Consider the following 15,856-nt stretch of genomic DNA (forward strand, 5'->3'; position numbering starts at 1 on the left):
GACCCCAGCGCTGTTTCGGTCGATGCTCGGTTTACGTTAGCTCAACGTTCGTGCATGCGGCGATGAGGAAGGCTTGCACCAGCGCCTCATTCTCATAGACCTCCGTGCGTTTGGAGGCGCCCATATGCCCGGCCTCCTCCTCGACTTTAAGAGCGACATTGGTCATCGGGGAGAGTTGACGGAGTTTGGCGACATATTTAGTCGGTTCCCAATAGGAGACCCGAGAGTCATTCAGGCCTGTAGTGACCAGAAGGTCCGGATACGGTTCGGCTCGCAGATTATCGTAGGGGCTATACGAGGCCATCAATGCCTCGATTGCCAGCGATTCGGTGGGGTTGCCCCACTCTTCCCATTCGGTGATGGTGAGTGGAAGATCGGGGTCTGATATGGTCGTCAAGCAGTCGACGAACGGGACTTCAAGGACCGCAGCGCGAAAGCGACGCGGATCGAGGTTGAGCACCGCCCCTACCATGAGCCCACCTGCACTGGCACCGCGAAGACAGAGCATGTTCGGGTCAGTGACTCCACGACTGATGAGCCAGTTGCTCGCAGCGAGTAGGTCATGAAAGCCTTGGGTTTTGCGCTCGAGGCGTCCCTCATCGTGCCATTTGCGACCGAGTTCACCGCCGCCTCGCACATGAGCAATCGCATAGGCAAATCCGCGATCGAGAAGGGAGAGCCGCATGGTTGAAAAACTCGGATCGATGGGTTCGCCATAGGCGCCGTAACTGTACAGCAGCGTTGGGACCGGCAGCATGACATCTCGACGGTGGATAACCGTCACAGGGATCTGGGTTCCATCGTCGCTCGGCGCGTAGCCACGATACGTCAGATAGTTGGCAAGGTCGACGTCGCCAACTACTCGCTGTTGCCACAGGGTGGTCCGCTCGAGCGAAGCGAGGTCAATCTCGTGCAAGGTCGCTGGCAGTCCAAGCGAGGTCTCTTCGATCCTGATCGTGGTGGCAGTGGGGTCGGCATTGCCAAGCAGTATCGATGTAATGGCAGCGTCGTCTACTGACAGTTCGATACCAGCGCTCTCTGGTGCTCGATCAAAGGCGACATAGGTCAGCTTTGTTCGGTCTTGTGAGCGTAGTTGCAACACTAGTCCCAGCGAGGTCGCCTCAAAGCTCTCAAGGCGGTCTTCAACCGGTAGGTCGAAGAAGGGTTGCCATGGGGTCTGTGGGGTTTGTGCTGAGAAGAGACGGTACTCTTCGCCCTCGTGAGCGGCCATGAGGTAGAACGTCCCATTGATGTGGTCTAAGTGATACTCAAGCCCCTGTTCACGAGGTCGAAAGCAGGTGGGCGCACCAAGATCGCCCGAGGCCGGCAAGAGCCAGTACTCGCTGGTGATTGCACTTGCTGATGAGATCACCAGCAGTTCTCTATCCTTAGTACGGCCGACATCGAGGTAGAAGCGTTGATCCTTTTCATGCATGAGCAGCTGATCGTTGGCCGGGCGAGAGCCAAGTGGGTGCAAGAGGACGGTGTCTGGTCGCATGGCTTCGTCAGGACGAGTGTAGAGCAACTGGGTCGCATCGTTGGTGAAGACAAAACCGTACGATGTGCCGGGAATCTCTTCATGGACGTTGATCACGCCATCGGTCAGTTGCCCAATACGCAGGGTGTAGCGCTCCTCTCCCGTGAAGTCGACACCATAGGCAATCGTGTGGTCGTCATCAGCGATGGCGATACCGCTGATGCCGAGAAAATCATGACCCTCGGCCACTGCGTTCTCGTCGAGCACCGTCTCGATATGGGTGTCGCCGATTCTGCGCCGGAGATGAATCGGGTAGTCGCGATCTGGTTCTATTCTGGTGAAGTACTCAAAGGCGCCGCGACGCATCGGGTAGCTCTCATCTGGTTCAGGGATACGGGTGCGAAACTCCCGTACCAGTTCATCTCGTGATGTGAGCAAGGTTCCGGTTAGCCGATCCATGAAGTCTCGCTCCTGCTCAAGATAGGCGGCCGTGGCTGGGTTGTCGAGGTTACGCAGTTCGTAGAACGGGTCCTCACGCAGGATGGAACGGCCTTGGAGGGTGCGTTGGAGGCCTCGCGGCGGAGTTGGAGTTGGTAAGGCGCGTGCAAAAAGCTGCTGAGACAGATATGGCATGATGCTCAGTGTAGACCGGTAGTGGCGATGCGCAGAGTTGTTACTATGGAGGTAGTGCAAATCACTCGTACGACTCGGTTGGGGGTGATGGTGCCAAACAGATGCGTGAAGGAGTAGCGATGGCCTCGGTAGAACTTGATCTGGGACGATACAAACTCGGTTGGTCTGACGTCGAGGATTATGTATTTAAGCCTAAGAAGGGACTCTCCAGAGAGATCGTGGAGGAGATGTCGAGAATCAAGGGCGAGCCTGATTGGATGCGAGCATTTCGATTGAAGGCCCTTGACCACTTCATGCGTAGGCCGATGGCTCCCTGGTTTGCGGTCAACATGCCTGATTTAGACTTTGATGACATTTACTATTACGTGAAACCCACCGACCACCAGGTAGATAACTGGGATGCGCTTCCCGAAAATATGAAGAACACATGGGATAAACTGGGTATCCCTGAGGCCGAGCGGAAGTACCTCGGCGGCGTTACCGCACAGTATGAGTCGGAGGTCGTTTACCACCGCAACCGGGATGACCTAGCCAAGCTTGGTGTCCTCTTCACCGATATGGATACCGCCTTGCGCGAGTACCCCGAGATCGTTAAGCAGTATTTCGGTACGGTGATTCCGCCCAATGACAACAAATTTGCCGCATTGAACTCTGCGGTCTGGTCAGGGGGATCCTTCATCTACGTGCCCAAGGGTGTGAAGCTTGACATGCCTCTGCAGGCGTACTTCCGGATCAACTCAGAGAATATGGGCCAGTTTGAGCGGACATTGATCATTGCCGATGAGGGCTCGCAGGTGCACTACATCGAGGGTTGTTCGGCACCGGTATATTCGACTGATTCATTGCACTCCGCGGTGGTTGAGTTGATTGCAAAGCCGGGTGCTCGTATCACCTATACGACGATCCAGAACTGGTCATCAAACGTCTATAACCTGGTGACGAAGAGAGCTCGTGCCGAAGCTGAGGCGCGAGTGGAATGGATCGATGGCAACATCGGCTCTCGCTTGACGATGAAGTATCCTTCGGTCTATCTCATGGGGCCAAAAGCATCCGGAGAGGTCCTCTCGGTGGCGTATGCCGGAGCGGGACAACACCAAGATGCAGGGGCCAAAATGATCCATGCTGCGCCGGAGACGACCTCGACGATCGTCTCTAAGTCCATCTCAAAAGATGGAGGGACTGCGACCTATCGCGGACTTGTACACATGGAAGAGGGGGCGAAGAACTCACGATCCTTTGTGCGCTGTGACGCATTGCTTCTGGATGATAACTCTATCTCCGAGACGAAGCCATATATGGAGATTGGTGAGCGTAACGCATGGATTGGTCACGAGGCGACGGTCTCGAAGGTGGGTGAGGATCAGCTCTTCTACTTGATGAGCCGAGGTCTGTCAGAGGCTCAAGCCATGAGCCTGATCGTGAACGGGTTCATCGAGCCGGTGACGCGCACACTGCCGATGGAGTATGCGGTTGAATGGTCAAGGCTGATCGAGCTGCAGATGGATGGTTCGATCGGCTGATATGCCGTTGCTCGGCCTTGGTTGAGATGACGTAATGTGCGGTGATACGATCGCATGGAGCAGATCCTTCATAGCGATCGATCACCGATCGGTTGGCGTCGCTGTTAGTCAGCGACGCTTTCTCGTCTCCATGGCACTCATGAAGGGTGGAGTGGCACACAAAAGCCTGGGTAGATTGTGCTGGGCGATGCATCAAGCGAGTTGAGGCGTGCTCGCTATTACCACAACCTGGGGTGCGTAGCGGCAGCATGACGAACTAGCCTTTGTCGACATCCCTCGAAAGAAGGATGTGTCTCCCTCGAAAGGATGGAGCTGGGCCACCTGTAACGATGGGGACGTGCGTCTAGCTCGTGCGATCTCTCGTCGAGTACTTATAGCCAAGCCAACCTCCCGCGGCAGCACCGACGACGAGGCCGATCGGTCCTGCGAGCATCGTTCCAAGAACAGCGACCACTGCCCCGGCGCCCACCGTCTTGCCTACCAAGGCTGGCCCACGATTCGAATAGCTGCTCACGGCGTCACCTTTCAAGAACTCTGTTATCGGTTATGCTACTAGTGTTGCTGGAGCGAGACAACCTTGTGGTTGCGGGCTTCTTCAGCAAAGCCGCCTGGTTCGACCCCGCGCTGTGGTGGCACCATGTGCCATGGTTCTGGCTCGATGGTTGGACGGGGTTCATTCCGCTTTAGAGTGCCGTTCTCTGCGAGAGGAGATCTTCCAGCGGGGCGTCAGTCTCGCGGTCGCCTCGTTGGTTGCCTGGCGATTCTTGAGGTCAGGGATGGTATCGGCGGCATCCATCTCGAGCATCGGAAGGTCAACTCCAAAACAACTGCCCCGACCGAGACCAGGGCTGGCGACCCAGGCGGTACCTCCGTGGGCATGAGTGATGGCGGCAACGAGGGAGAGTCCAAGTCCAGCTCCACCGCGCGCGCGAGAGCGCGATTCGTCCGATCGGTAGAACCGTTCGAAGACGCGTTCTAGTTGTTGTCCGTCGAGTCCGGGTCCAGAGTCACAGACGGTGAGCCGTACCATGGCGTCCCACTCGAGGAGTGCGATGTTTTCGTCAACACTACCGAACAGATCTGATATACCCTTCGCTGTACGGGCACCGGGGGGCGGCAAGGCACCCTTTGGAACCATCTCGACTCGCACCACAACGGTCGCTGTTGGAGGAGTGTGGGTGCGCACATTGGAGAGGAGGTTGGTGATCACCTGGGTAAGCCGATGTTGATCTCCGAGAACCAACGCTTCGTCTGGCGTTATCAGCTCGATGTTGCGACCGGGTTCGACGGCCTTCGCGTCCATGACCGCAGCCTTCGCGAGCGCTGATAGATCAATAGGGGCCAGCGAGAGCGGTCGATTCTCGTCCATCCGGGCGAGCAGGAGCAAGTCTTCGATGAGCGCTGCCATGCGACTGGCCTCGGATTGAATGCGTTCCATGGCGACCGGTGTGTCGGTTGTTGGATCGAGGGCGCCGTCGAGGTAGAGTTCAGCGTAGCCCTTGATGCTGGTGAGCGGTGTGCGGAGCTCATGACTGACGTCTGCGATGAATTGACGCAGGCGGGTCTGTGAACTTTGGGAGTCGTTGTAAGCCTCTTGGAGTCGTTCTAGCATCGTGTTGAGCGTGCCAGCAAGACTAGCGATCTCCTGGGGACCATGATCATCGACGCGAGCCATCGAGTCGCCTGCAGTGATCTCGCGAGCCTGTGTTCGCATCCGCTCAAGTGGCTTGAGACCAATGCGAATGGAGAAGGCACCAGCGAGGCCAAGTGCCAGAACAACCCCGAGCGAGACGAAGAGTTCGGCCAACTCAAGCCGGCGAAGTGTGCTTTGAACCGAGGTAAGGGGGATTGAGAGAACCATCGTTGCGCCGAGTGATGGATCGCGAGCAGCGAGGACACGGTAGGCGTAGTCGGTTCCAGTGAGTTCGATCGTGATGGGGTGTCCGACAGGTATGTCGACACGTTGGTCTCCTGCCTTGCCGGAAGCGACGTTTGGCGGGGGTTCAGAGACTGAGTTTGAGAATTGGCCAACTACTGAGGTCCCATTTGAGAAGATCAGCTCACCATAACTCCCTTGTGGCAGAGAGACTAGACCGGTAAAGCTCGAATCGCCGTAGATGCTTGAGTGCAGGAGCTCACGGGCAGCGAGAGGGATATCGTTGGTCAACTGAGAGTCCACTCGTGCTACGAGGAATGACCTGAGTGCGGTTACCGTCGTGAAGTCGATTGCCAAAGTGCCGACGATCAGGGTGGTCAGCGCGATGAGCAGCAGTCGCGCCCTCAGGGAGAGAGTGGATCGCTTCGGTGACACAGCCCCTATCTCGCGCTTCAGGAGTTTTTGATCTCTGGGGCCCGCAGACTGTAGCCGACTCCACGGATCGTTTTGATGATCGGTGGTCCAAACTGGTCCAGTTTCTTGCGAAGATAACTGATGTAGGTCTCGACAATGTTGGCGTCGCCTCCGAAGTCGTACTCCCAGACATGGTCGAGAATCTGTGTCTTTGAGACAACCTTGTTGGCATTGAGCATGAGAAAACGCAGAAGTTTGAACTCGGTGGCGGTGAGTTCGACAAGTTCACCTGCCCGAAAAACTTCGTGTGTCTCATCGTCAAGCGTAAGGTCATGAAAAGTCTGCCGGGAGGATTCGGTTGTTGTCCCACCGCTGCGTCGTAGCACCGCCTCAATGCGAGCCGTCAATTCGGCGAGCGAAAATGGTTTCGTGAGATAGTCGTCCGACCCCAAACGGAGTCCTTCAACACGATCCTCTACCGAGTCGCGAGCCGTTAAAAAGAGGATAGGTGTGTCATCACGTTCCTCGCGGAGTCGCTTGACGACCTGAAAGCCATCAAGTCCTGGCATCATGACGTCGAGCACGATGACGTCAGGGCGAAAGGTCCTGGTAAGTTCTAGGGCTTCTCGACCAGAAGCTGCGACCCCAACATCGTAGCCCTCGAAGTTGAGCGCCATCTGGAGCAGTTCGGTGATTGGCAGCTCATCGTCTACCACCAATATCCGTTTGTCCTTGGATGGTCGGCCCTGTGGGGATGTCATGACTCCTCATTTCTGTTGATTGTGGCTCTGCCTCTCGTATGCAGCCCGGTGAACACCGCTCGAGAAGGCAGGGGGTGGACGCCTAAGGCATAGACGATACCGCTCGTGCCGTCGGTGACACGAGCGGTATCGTCTATGCGAGGTCTACCGAACCAAGAACCTCTCATCTAGGCTGCCGGAGCGTTGCCAAGAGTAATCGTCATTGTCGAAGTCCCTGATTGTGAGAGCACCTTCAAGGTGACGGAGGTTCCAGGAGACTTTGACGTGACGTCGGTGACGAGTTCAGAGGCGTCCGTCACTGCCTTACCGTCGAATCCAATGATGACATCACCCGATGTAAGTCCAGCGTTCGATGCGGGCGACCCAGGATAGATGTAGTCGATGAGCGCCCCCTGTTGATTGGTTGGATAACCGAGTTGGGCCGCAGCTTGTGCATTCATCGTCTGTATGCCGACGCCGAGAAATGCCTTTGTCGTGGTTGCGGTGCTCGAGGAACCTGAAGAAGCTTTGGTGTAGTAGCTCGGATCCTTCAGGATATTCCTCACGACAGGAAGAACAGAATCTATCGATTCGGCAAAGCCTAGGTTTTGGGCGGGAGTCTGTGAGGTAGAGGAGATAATGGCGGTGTCCATTCCCACCACCTGTCCCGCTGCATTGACGAGCGGACCACCGGAGTTGCCTGGGTTGATTGGTGCATCCGTTTGAATCATCTGTGTAAGGTGTTCGCTCAAATTTTGATCCTGCGCAGTGATAGAACGGTTGAGCGCAGAGACGATGCCCTGCGTGACCGTAGGATCGCCCTGCAGCGCTAGCGCATTGCCGATTGCCACGACAGGATCACCTACCTGCAGTTGCCCAGAGTTGCCAAACTTGACGGTGGGTAAGCCTGACAGGCCCTCGATCTGAAGGACAGCAACGTCATGGGCAGGATCAGTTCCTACAATTTTGACCGGGTAGGACTTCGATTGGTTATAGAGCGTTGCCTGTATTGAGGTGGCCCCAGCGATAACATGGTTGTTGGTCAGCACAAGACCACTGGAGCTAAAGATCATCCCTGTTCCAGCGTCTTCAAACTGGCTCGTGCCTAGGAAGCCGTTGCTGGTTGAACCCTCTGCCGTGATATCAACGACCGCAGGCTCAACTTTTGCCAGGATCTGAGGCACATTAAGACTTCCGTTACCATTTAACCCGGAGCCTTGAATAGCGGTAGGGGAAGCCGATGACTCAGAGATGACGACAGGTTTTGAGTTCGAGGTGCCGCTCAAGTGAACGACGGTGATGCTGGTGCCGACGGCTACCACTGCTGCCACCACCGCTGCGGTAAGGACCGTCAAGCCGGAGAAGCGCCGCTTGCTGAGTGCGCCTCGACGCTTGGCAGATCCCTTCTTTGTTGCACCTGACGTCGGTGTCGACGGTGGGGGTGAGGCCCAACTGGATGCATATTCATAGCCTCGATAGCCGGTACCCTCAGCAGAGGTCTGTCCGTAGGGATCAGTGTGCTCATGTTGGGACAAGTGATCATCGCTCGACGCCTCGGGCGCCGCCTCACTCGACCAACTCTCACCGGAGGCGAGGGTATCGCCAGCAGACCAGCCGTCACCGGAGGACCAGCCATCGCCCTGCAAGGTTGCATCGGGATCCTGTCCGCTGGGGGTCGAAGACATCTCCTCATCCTGCGGAGATGGGTTCGCCGCTTCGTCGCCTTCCGGCTCCGCCCCGGTGCCATTCTCTGGGAAATCGCCGTCACTCATCATGCGTGCCTTTCTCTACCAATCTTCTTCGAGCGCTACCAACCGTGAGACTCATCGGTGTCAGCAACCTTTCACCCGTCATTCTGGTGGCCTATGCTTTGAGAAACCTTAGGAACAGGTAGGAGCTTGGCTAAAGGCCAACAGCACTCCTGGATCCATGGTAGCGGTATGGGACCACAGCCCAGTCTTAGGACCTTGGCGTGTCGATCATCCGAAGCAGACGTAGCGGTGTCTTAGTTGGCATGATAGTTGGGGGGCCGTCGCTCCTTCATGGCGGTCAGCGCCTCTCGCATGTCGTTCGATTGCATCAGCGCGACGTTGTAACTGGCAGCGAGTTCCAGGTGTTGTGCGAGCCCTTGCGTTCGTCGTTGGGCGAGCAGGCGTTTGGTCGCCTGAACGGCTAGGGGTGGATTAGCCTGAATCTGCTGGCCGAGCTCCATGATAGCTCGGTCCAGATCTTCGGTGGTATCCCAGATCGAGTGCACGAGTCCGATTGTGTGTGCTTCGGCGGCGCCGACATCACGACCGGTGAAGGCCATCTCGGCGAGAACCGATTGAGGGAGTACCTCAGAGAGCAGGGTGAGAGATCCGAGATCGGCGACGATTCCAATGCGGACTTCGCGGAGCGAAAAGATTGCCGAACGCGTGGCCAAACGAAGGTCGCAAGCGGCGATCAGATCGAGGCCGCCGCCGATACAGTAGCCGTTGACGGCAGCCAGCGTAGGTTTCTGGGCAGTCGCGAGGGCGACAAAGCCGAGTTGAAGTGGTCGTATGTCGTTGGTTGATTGGATGTTCTGCGACCCTGGCGCGAAGTCAGTGAGGTCAAGTCCTGCACTGAAGTGAGGACCGTTGGCGCGAATGACGATGACTCGTACAGCGGTGTCCGCCTCAAGGATCTCGATCGCGCGTGGCAGTTCCGTGAAAAAGGCGGCGTTCATGGCGTTGAGTTTGGCGGGACGGTTGAGGACTAACGCCCCAATCCCATCGTTGATCTCGATCTCTAGGGTCTCCATGGCTCTCCTTTTGGTGGTGCATCGTGGACACTTCCTAGGTTATCACTATGATGGTAGGGTAAACTAGCACCTTGGCGGTGCGAAGGTGGCAAACAGTATCGAAGGAGATCGCGTGAAGTCCCTAGGGAAGGATATGTCCTGGGAGCTGCCAGCTCGCAGTATGACGAGGGCGGCTGAAGCTGAACGACTGGAGCAGCCGACGGAAGCCCTGGAGTGCTGGAGATACTCTCCAGTTGACGAGATCGAATGGGAGCGCTACCAGAAGACCTGTTCGGCGACGAACGATGATCTTTGGGCAAGAGGGGCGCAGATACTCTCGACCTTTGGCGAGGTGGATGCGACCGTGCGTGTCGATGGTGGCCGGCTGGTGGTGGGTGGAACTGAGGTACCCGGGTTGACGGTGTCTCAGGCAGAGGCCGTCGGTGAGTTTCTTCGCGAGGAGGACGAAAGTCTGCTGACGCTTGGCAGCCTGCTGGCTCCTGGTCGCGTCGAGATCAAAGTTGAGGCTCCACTCCGACGGCTGGGCATTATCACCGCTGGAACGGGTGACGATGCTGGGCTGTGGAGTTGGCTTCGACTCTCGGTGGCCCCCGATGTCGAACTCGAAGTCATCCATGTCGACCTCTTGACCGGGTCGGTCATGCACCTCCCGATTCTTGAGATCATTGGCCACGAGCGGTCATCGGTGGTCTATCGCCATCAGCTCGAACACGACCAAAAGGCTCTCAGTCTTGGGTACGTACGATTTCGACTCGGCCCCGAAGCCAGTCTCGAGCTGGATGCGGCCAGTGCCCATCAAGGGTACACCCGTGTTCGTACGGATGGCATCCTCGAAGGCACCAGGGCTCAGGCCGTGATTCGGGTTGGCTATGTCGTTGGTGCCCATGAACGTGTTGATTATCGGACATTCATCACCCATGACGCGCCGAGTACGACCAGCAACCTGCTCTACAAGGGGGTGGTCAATGGTGATGGTACGTCAATTTACACCGGGATGATCACGATTACACCGCTAGGGAGGGGCTCTGAAGCCTTCCAGACCAACCGGAACGTGCTCTTATCGGAGGACGCACTTGCGTGGTCGGTGCCAAACCTCGATATTCAGATCAGTGATGTAAAGTGTTCGCATGCCTCCACCGTCGGTCCTATCGACGAGGAGGAGTTGTTTTACCTCGCCTCAAAGGGTTTCCCAGCCGAGGAGGCTCGACGTACCCTGGCGCGCGCTTTCTTCGCTGATATGGGCGATACCTTCGCGGTTGAACAGCAGCGATTGCGAGCGGCAGTTGATGAGAAATGGGAGGCAGGGGCGTAATGGACAGAATTGGCGCAACGCGAGATTTTGAAGAGGGCAAGCCGGTGAAGGTCGATTTCAATGGCTTTCCGGTGGTTGTTGTTCGAATCGATGGTGAACTCTTTGCTATTGGTGACACCTGTTCACATGCGAAATACAGCCTGTCGGAGGGCGAAGTGTACGCAGAGGAACGGGAGATTGAATGCTGGAAGCACGGCAGCACCTTTTCGCTCCGTGATGGGCACCCAACTTGCTTCCCGGCGACGAAGGCCGTTCCGGTCTTTGAGGTCGTCGAGCGGACTGGTGAGGTCTTCCTGGAGGCACCCGCAGACAGCAAAATCAACACGAAGAGAAGTTGAGGAAAACATGGCGTTCTTAGCAGTCGATGACCTTCATGTCGCAATCGGTTCCAAGCAAGTACTCCAAGGCGTTGACTTGTCGGTCGATAAGGGTGAAGTCGTTGCGGTGATGGGTCCGAATGGATCGGGGAAAAGTACTCTCGTCTCGACGGTCATGGGTCGCCCCAACTACCAAGTCGTTGGGGGTTCGGTCACCATCGATGGGGAGGAGATCGCCGGTTGGGCCACCGATGAGCGAGCTCGGCATGGCATCGCTTTGATCTCTCAGAGCCAGCCGGAGATCCCTGGTGTTCGTGTCGACGAATTGGTGACAGCCATGTACCGTTTCCGTGGCCTTGATCCACAAGGTGTCTCCGAACGTATCGTTGCTGAGGCTGTCGAGCTCTCACTTGATCAGGCACTGCTTAATCGTTGGGTGAACGTTGACCTCTCGGGTGGGGAGAAGAAAAAGCTCGAGACGTTGCTGGTGAGTGCGGTGCCGCAGTCACTCGTCATCGGTGACGAGATCGACTCTGGCCTCGATATCGATGCGCTGCGGGATGTGGCTCGTCGACTTCGACGGCTGAATGAGGAGAAGGGGACTTCGCTGCTTCTGATCACGCACTACCCTCGTCTCCTGCGTGAGATCAAAGCTGATCGAGTCGTGGTCCTCGTGCGCGGTAAGATTGTCGCCGAAGGCGGTATGGACTTGGCGGTCGAACTAGAACGCTCAGGCTATCAACAGTTTGGTGCTGAACCAGCAGAACACAGCGCGTTCGACTGAACCAGCTGGTCTTGAGGTCCCTTCAAGCAGCCGTATCCTGGGAGCCATCACTGGCTTTCCAATGAGGCGTTGATTCTATCTCGCAACTTAGTCAGCTCCTCGGGTGCGTTCACGAGTACGGCACCCTCGAGGCGCTCGTCACGCCGATAGAGGAAAATGGTGCCATCCTCGACCTCCTCGACCTCCTCGGTGAGATCGGGACCTGGTACTCCAAGCACTTGGAGTAAGAGATCGCCTTGATCACTCCATCCAAAGGGGAGTTCCCTATAGGCAACGCGTGTGTTTGCCACAAGCGCCTGGGCCGTGTGTAGGGCTTGGTTGGTAGCGACTTCAAAGTGCTCAAAGCGGACCGAACGTCCATAGAGGGGGTGGTCCCAACTGGCGACGTCACCAGCGGCTCCCACCTGCTCAAAACCCTTGACAAGCCCCATTTCGTTCACATGGATTCCCTCGTCCTCGGCCAATGGGAGCGCTCCGCTGAGCCACGCAGTGCAGGGAGTGACTCCCACTCCTACCACCACAAGGTCGGTCGGCCAGCTCTGTGTTCCGTTGCTGACGAGCCGATGGCCTCCTGTGGTCTCAAGGTGTGCCGTACTATCGAGTAACAGTTCGACGTTGTGTTCATGGAGATTGGATTCGACGATACTGCTGACACGCTGGCCTACGGCACGCGAGAGGAGGTGTGAACTCTGTTCGACGACGGTGACATTGACGCCCAGATTGCGTGCTGTGACCGCAACCTCGGCACCGATAAAACCACCACCGATGATAGTGAGATGACCGATGCGCGTCAGTGCCTCCTTGAGGCGCGTTGCGTCCGTCAAAGTTCTCAAGTAGATGATCGCTTCATCGGGGGCGAACCCTTTGAGGTGGCGGGGCTGTGCGCCGGTGGCCACCACAAGGAGATCAAACGGATAGGCGTTCTCTTCCGTGAACACCAATGACTTCGCAAGATCAACCCCTACAGCGGGGCTGCCAGAGAGGAAACGATAACCCTCGCCACCTCCTCGAAGTCGTACTCGTTGGGCGGAGACGGTTCCGGCTAAGTAGCCCTTTGAAAGGGGTGGACGTTGATAGGGCAGTTCGTCTTCACTGGCGAGCACGGTGATATCAAGCTCCGCATCGAGGCGACGAGCTTGGACCGCTGCCCGATGACCGGCGAGTGCCCCTCCGACAACGACGAGGCGACGCACGTCGTTAGTCGCTCACGCTGATGGCCTGCGTGGGGCATTGCGCTTGAGCGGCAAGAATGGCAGCATGAAGATCTTCGGGAGGATTTTCGTTGATGACATAGAGGAAGCCATCATCTCGAACCTCGAAAACGGAGGGTGCGAGCCCCTCGCAGACGGCGTTGGACTGGCACTTGTCGTAGTCGACTTCAATACGCATCGTTCATCCCACTTTCTGGCACAGGTTCGCAGTTGAGTCTATCAGGTGAGACTTTCACACGGTACTCGCTTGGTCCTCAATTGCACTATTGGGATAGGGTTAATTGCTACTAGACTGGCGTTGTGACTGTTCCATCATTGTTTGAAGCCCAGGATCTATGGGTATCGGCCGCCGATACGACGATTTTGAAGGGTTTTTCGATCTCTGTTGCTCCAGGTGAGTTGCATGTGATCATGGGTCCCAACGGATCCGGTAAGTCAAGCTTTGCGAATGCGATCATGGGGAGTGCTGACTACCACATCGACAGTGGGCAGGTCATCTTCAAAGGGGTCGATATCAGCGCCCTTCCGGTTGATGAACGAGCAAAAGAGGGTATCTTCTTGGCTTTTCAGTATCCAGAGGAGATTCCTGGCGTCTCGGTGATTCAGTTCCTTCGTCAGGCCCTGCAGGCGCGACGTGGGGCGGACGTATCAGCGATCGAGGTACGTTTTGACCTACTTGAGTGGTTGGAGCGCCTCGGACTCGACCCCTCCTTTGCGTCACGCTACTTGAATGAAGGGTTCTCTGGAGGCGAGAAGAAACGGAATGAGATTATCCAGATGGCGATGATGCAACCTGAGCTTGCCATTCTGGACGAGACCGATTCAGGGTTGGACATCGACGCGTTGCGCACAGTAGCTCGTGGGATCGAGACGGTGCGAGAGGCGAAGCCGGAGATGGGCGTTATTCTGATCACCCATTATCAGCGTATTTTGGATTGGCTTACCCCAACGACCGTTCATGTCGCGGTCGATGGCCGAATCGTTGGATCCGGTGGTATGGAGTTGGTAGAGGATCTAGAACGAGAAGGATATCAAAAGTGGCGAGTGTCAAAGTAACGGATCAGTTCAGCGAGCTCCGGAAGGATTTCCCGATTTTTGCCGATATTGGAGCGAGTCGGCCGTTTTACTATCTCGATTCGGCGGCTTCGTCGCAGCGACCAGCGGTGGTGATCGATACCATGAGTCAGTACTATCGCCACTCGCATGCCAATGTGCACCGGGGAGTCTATGGCTTGGCTGAAGAGGCGACAGGGATCTATGAGGCAGCTCGGAGACACCTTGGCAGGTTCATTGGTGCGAGCGATCCTGCTCGTGAAATCGTCTTTACCAAGAATGCCACTGAGGCGCTCAACCTGGTTGCGCAGGGTCTTGGGCGTGTCTTGCTGACATCGGATAGCCACGTTCTCCTCACGGAGATGGAGCACCATGCCAATCTGGTGCCGTGGATGATCCTGCAAGAACAGCTGGGTTTTACCATCGAGTATCTTCCCTTTGATGCCGAGGGGCTACTGGTGCTCGACAACCTGGATGCCCTCTTGGAGCGTGCGAGCATCCTTGGTGTTACCCTGATGTCGAATGTGCTTGGAACGTTGAATCCGATTACCGCGTTGAGCGAGCGGGCACATGAACACGGTGTACTGGTGGTTGGTGACGGTGCACAGTTCGTACCCCACTTTGCTACGGATGTTCGTCAGCTCGGCGTCGATTGTTTAGCCATCACCGGACATAAAATGCTCGCTCCCACTGGGATCGGGGCACTCTGGGCAAAAGCAGAGATCCTTGAACGTATGCAACCGTTTCTCGGCGGTGGTGAGATGATCTCTGACGTGCGACTCGATGGTTTCAGTGCTGGTGAAATCCCGCATAAGTTCGAGGCCGGCACTCCCCCGATCGCAGAGGCTGCGGGCTGGGATGTCGCCTTGGACTATCTTGAGATGGTTGGGATGGACGCCATCAGTATCCATGATCGTCAGCTCACGAGCTACGCGATGACGCAGATGCGCGAGAGGCTCGACGATCGTATCAGAATCTTTGGTCCACAAGACGTGACCAAACGAGGGGGTGTTCTCTCCTTTGAGCTCACCGACGTTCACCCTCATGACGTAGCCCAAGTGCTCGATCAACACGGGGTTTGTGTGCGTGCTGGACATCACTGTGCGAAGCCGCTTATGCGCGAGTTGGGGGTAGGTGCCACAGCCAGAGCATCGTTCTATCTCTACAACGACGAACAGGATGTCGACGCACTGATCGACGCACTGATCGACGCCTATCAGCTGTTTCACGGTTAGGAGTGACGATGAACGATTTAGACGATCTGTATCGCGAAATTATCCTTGATCACTATAAAAATCCTCGTAATCAGGGAGTGCTTGAAGGACCTACGGTCCATGCTGAAGAGGGCTTCAATCCACTGTGTGGTGATGAGGTGAAAATCTATGTGCAAGTCGAGGATGGTGTCGTGCGGGACATCAAGATCACCGGCCAAGGTTGTTCCATCTCCCGATCATCGGCGTCGCTCATGTCACAGGCGGTGAAGGGACAGTCGATTGATGAGGTCAAGGCGACGGTGAGCCGTTTCAAGCGGATGATTGCCGTTGAGGAGAGCGACGGTGAGCCAGAGCCAGTTGACCTGAGGGTCATCGGTGAATTGGCCGCCCTGCAAGGGGTCGTGAAGTTCCCGGTTCGGATCAAGTGCGCGACGTTGCCGTGGAATACCTTGATGCTCGCATTGGAAGAGGCGCAACTCGGCTGAGACGTACGGAGTATGTCGCTCTCCATCGGAGGAGG

The 15,856-nt window shown here is 56.5% G+C and carries 15 protein-coding genes; 7 read left to right on the forward strand and 8 right to left on the reverse strand.

The features are described 5' to 3' along the window. Positions 1-31: 31 nt before the first annotated feature. On the reverse strand, positions 32-2,110 hold the full coding sequence (locus M7439_RS04190) for a S9 family peptidase (RefSeq protein WP_298345224.1): 2,079 nt from the start codon (positions 2,108-2,110) through the stop codon (positions 32-34). A 119-nt stretch (positions 2,111-2,229) separates the two neighbouring features. Here M7439_RS04190 and sufB point away from each other — a divergent pair, with 119 nt between their 5' ends. Further along, positions 2,230-3,630: a Fe-S cluster assembly protein SufB gene (gene sufB / locus M7439_RS04195; RefSeq protein ID WP_298345220.1), complete on the forward strand. Its 1,401-nt coding sequence runs from the start codon at positions 2,230-2,232 to the stop codon at positions 3,628-3,630. Positions 3,631-3,973: 343 nt separating this feature from the next. Here the strand turns inward: sufB and M7439_RS04200 are convergent, their stop codons facing one another. The 5 genes from M7439_RS04200 to M7439_RS04220 form a co-directional block, all read right to left on the reverse strand. Then, on the reverse strand, positions 3,974-4,144 hold the full coding sequence (locus M7439_RS04200) for a hypothetical protein (RefSeq protein WP_298345218.1): 171 nt from the start codon (positions 4,142-4,144) through the stop codon (positions 3,974-3,976). A gap of 159 nt (positions 4,145-4,303) precedes the next feature. Continuing rightward, on the reverse strand, positions 4,304-5,941 hold the full coding sequence (locus M7439_RS04205) for a cell wall metabolism sensor histidine kinase WalK (protein WP_298345215.1): 1,638 nt from the start codon (positions 5,939-5,941) through the stop codon (positions 4,304-4,306). A gap of 17 nt (positions 5,942-5,958) precedes the next feature. After that, on the reverse strand, positions 5,959-6,681 hold the full coding sequence (locus M7439_RS04210; RefSeq protein ID WP_298345213.1) for a response regulator transcription factor: 723 nt from the start codon (positions 6,679-6,681) through the stop codon (positions 5,959-5,961). Positions 6,682-6,848: 167 nt separating this feature from the next. Beyond that, positions 6,849-8,435: a trypsin-like peptidase domain-containing protein gene (locus tag M7439_RS04215; RefSeq protein WP_308464391.1), complete on the reverse strand. Its 1,587-nt coding sequence runs from the start codon at positions 8,433-8,435 to the stop codon at positions 6,849-6,851. 230 nt (positions 8,436-8,665) lie between these two features. Continuing rightward, the gene (locus M7439_RS04220; RefSeq protein ID WP_298345208.1) at positions 8,666-9,445 is read right to left on the reverse strand and encodes an enoyl-CoA hydratase-related protein; all 780 of its coding nucleotides are present in this window, start codon (positions 9,443-9,445) and stop codon (positions 8,666-8,668) included. Between the two features lie 112 nt (positions 9,446-9,557). Here M7439_RS04220 and M7439_RS04225 point away from each other — a divergent pair, with 112 nt between their 5' ends. From M7439_RS04225 to sufC (M7439_RS04235), 3 genes are read left to right on the forward strand one after another with little or no spacing between them, the layout of a single operon-like run. Beyond that, positions 9,558-10,757, forward strand: coding sequence for a SufD family Fe-S cluster assembly protein (locus tag M7439_RS04225; RefSeq protein WP_298345205.1), 1,200 nt, complete (start codon positions 9,558-9,560; stop codon positions 10,755-10,757). After that, positions 10,757-11,095 carry a non-heme iron oxygenase ferredoxin subunit gene (locus M7439_RS04230; RefSeq protein WP_298345203.1) on the forward strand — a complete coding sequence of 113 codons (339 nt, stop codon included), beginning with the start codon at positions 10,757-10,759 and terminating at the stop codon, positions 11,093-11,095. The genes M7439_RS04225 and M7439_RS04230 overlap by 1 nt, the downstream gene beginning before the upstream one ends. A gap of 7 nt (positions 11,096-11,102) precedes the next feature. After that, positions 11,103-11,858: a Fe-S cluster assembly ATPase SufC gene (gene sufC / locus M7439_RS04235; RefSeq protein WP_298345200.1), complete on the forward strand. Its 756-nt coding sequence runs from the start codon at positions 11,103-11,105 to the stop codon at positions 11,856-11,858. Positions 11,859-11,905: 47 nt separating this feature from the next. Here sufC (M7439_RS04235) and M7439_RS04240 read toward each other — a convergent pair whose 3' ends face one another. Together M7439_RS04240 and M7439_RS04245 are read right to left on the reverse strand one after the other, a co-directional pair. Continuing rightward, positions 11,906-13,051 (reverse strand): NAD(P)/FAD-dependent oxidoreductase, encoded by a 1,146-nt coding sequence (locus M7439_RS04240; protein WP_298345198.1) that lies wholly within the window; start codon positions 13,049-13,051, stop codon positions 11,906-11,908. Between the two features lie 4 nt (positions 13,052-13,055). Then, positions 13,056-13,247 carry a ferredoxin gene (locus tag M7439_RS04245; RefSeq protein ID WP_298345195.1) on the reverse strand — a complete coding sequence of 64 codons (192 nt, stop codon included), beginning with the start codon at positions 13,245-13,247 and terminating at the stop codon, positions 13,056-13,058. 122 nt (positions 13,248-13,369) lie between these two features. Between M7439_RS04245 and sufC (M7439_RS04250) the strand changes: the two genes are divergently transcribed. From sufC (M7439_RS04250) to sufU, 3 genes are read left to right on the forward strand one after another with little or no spacing between them, the layout of a single operon-like run. Next, positions 13,370-14,125: a Fe-S cluster assembly ATPase SufC gene (gene sufC, locus M7439_RS04250; RefSeq protein ID WP_298345192.1), complete on the forward strand. Its 756-nt coding sequence runs from the start codon at positions 13,370-13,372 to the stop codon at positions 14,123-14,125. After that, the gene (locus M7439_RS04255; protein WP_298345189.1) at positions 14,107-15,357 is read left to right on the forward strand and encodes an aminotransferase class V-fold PLP-dependent enzyme; all 1,251 of its coding nucleotides are present in this window, start codon (positions 14,107-14,109) and stop codon (positions 15,355-15,357) included. The genes sufC (M7439_RS04250) and M7439_RS04255 overlap by 19 nt, the downstream gene beginning before the upstream one ends. Before the next feature lie 8 nt (positions 15,358-15,365). Continuing rightward, positions 15,366-15,821, forward strand: coding sequence for a Fe-S cluster assembly sulfur transfer protein SufU (gene sufU / locus M7439_RS04260; protein ID WP_298345186.1), 456 nt, complete (start codon positions 15,366-15,368; stop codon positions 15,819-15,821). Positions 15,822-15,856: the final 35 nt, after the last annotated feature.

It is taken from the genome of Ferrimicrobium sp. (assembly GCF_027319265.1).
Classification (GTDB): Bacteria; Actinomycetota; Acidimicrobiia; order Acidimicrobiales; family Acidimicrobiaceae; genus Ferrimicrobium.

What these genes read in the sequence shown, in the direction of transcription:
- M7439_RS04230 (WP_298345203.1), top strand. Translation starts at nt 10,757, where the DNA reads ATGGACAGAATTGGCGCAACGCGAGATTTTGAAGAGGGCAAGCCGGTG.
- M7439_RS04245 (WP_298345195.1), bottom strand. Translation starts at nt 13,247, where the DNA reads ATGCGTATTGAAGTCGACTACGACAAGTGCCAGTCCAACGCCGTCTGC.
- sufC (WP_298345200.1), top strand. Translation starts at nt 11,103, where the DNA reads ATGGCGTTCTTAGCAGTCGATGACCTTCATGTCGCAATCGGTTCCAAG.
- sufU (WP_298345186.1), top strand. Translation starts at nt 15,366, where the DNA reads ATGAACGATTTAGACGATCTGTATCGCGAAATTATCCTTGATCACTAT.
- M7439_RS04215 (WP_308464391.1), bottom strand. Translation starts at nt 8,435, where the DNA reads ATGATGAGTGACGGCGATTTCCCAGAGAATGGCACCGGGGCGGAGCCG.
- M7439_RS04220 (WP_298345208.1), bottom strand. Translation starts at nt 9,445, where the DNA reads ATGGAGACCCTAGAGATCGAGATCAACGATGGGATTGGGGCGTTAGTC.
- M7439_RS04210 (WP_298345213.1), bottom strand. Translation starts at nt 6,681, where the DNA reads ATGACATCCCCACAGGGCCGACCATCCAAGGACAAACGGATATTGGTG.
- sufB (WP_298345220.1), top strand. Translation starts at nt 2,230, where the DNA reads ATGGCCTCGGTAGAACTTGATCTGGGACGATACAAACTCGGTTGGTCT.
- M7439_RS04190 (WP_298345224.1), bottom strand. Translation starts at nt 2,110, where the DNA reads ATGCCATATCTGTCTCAGCAGCTTTTTGCACGCGCCTTACCAACTCCA.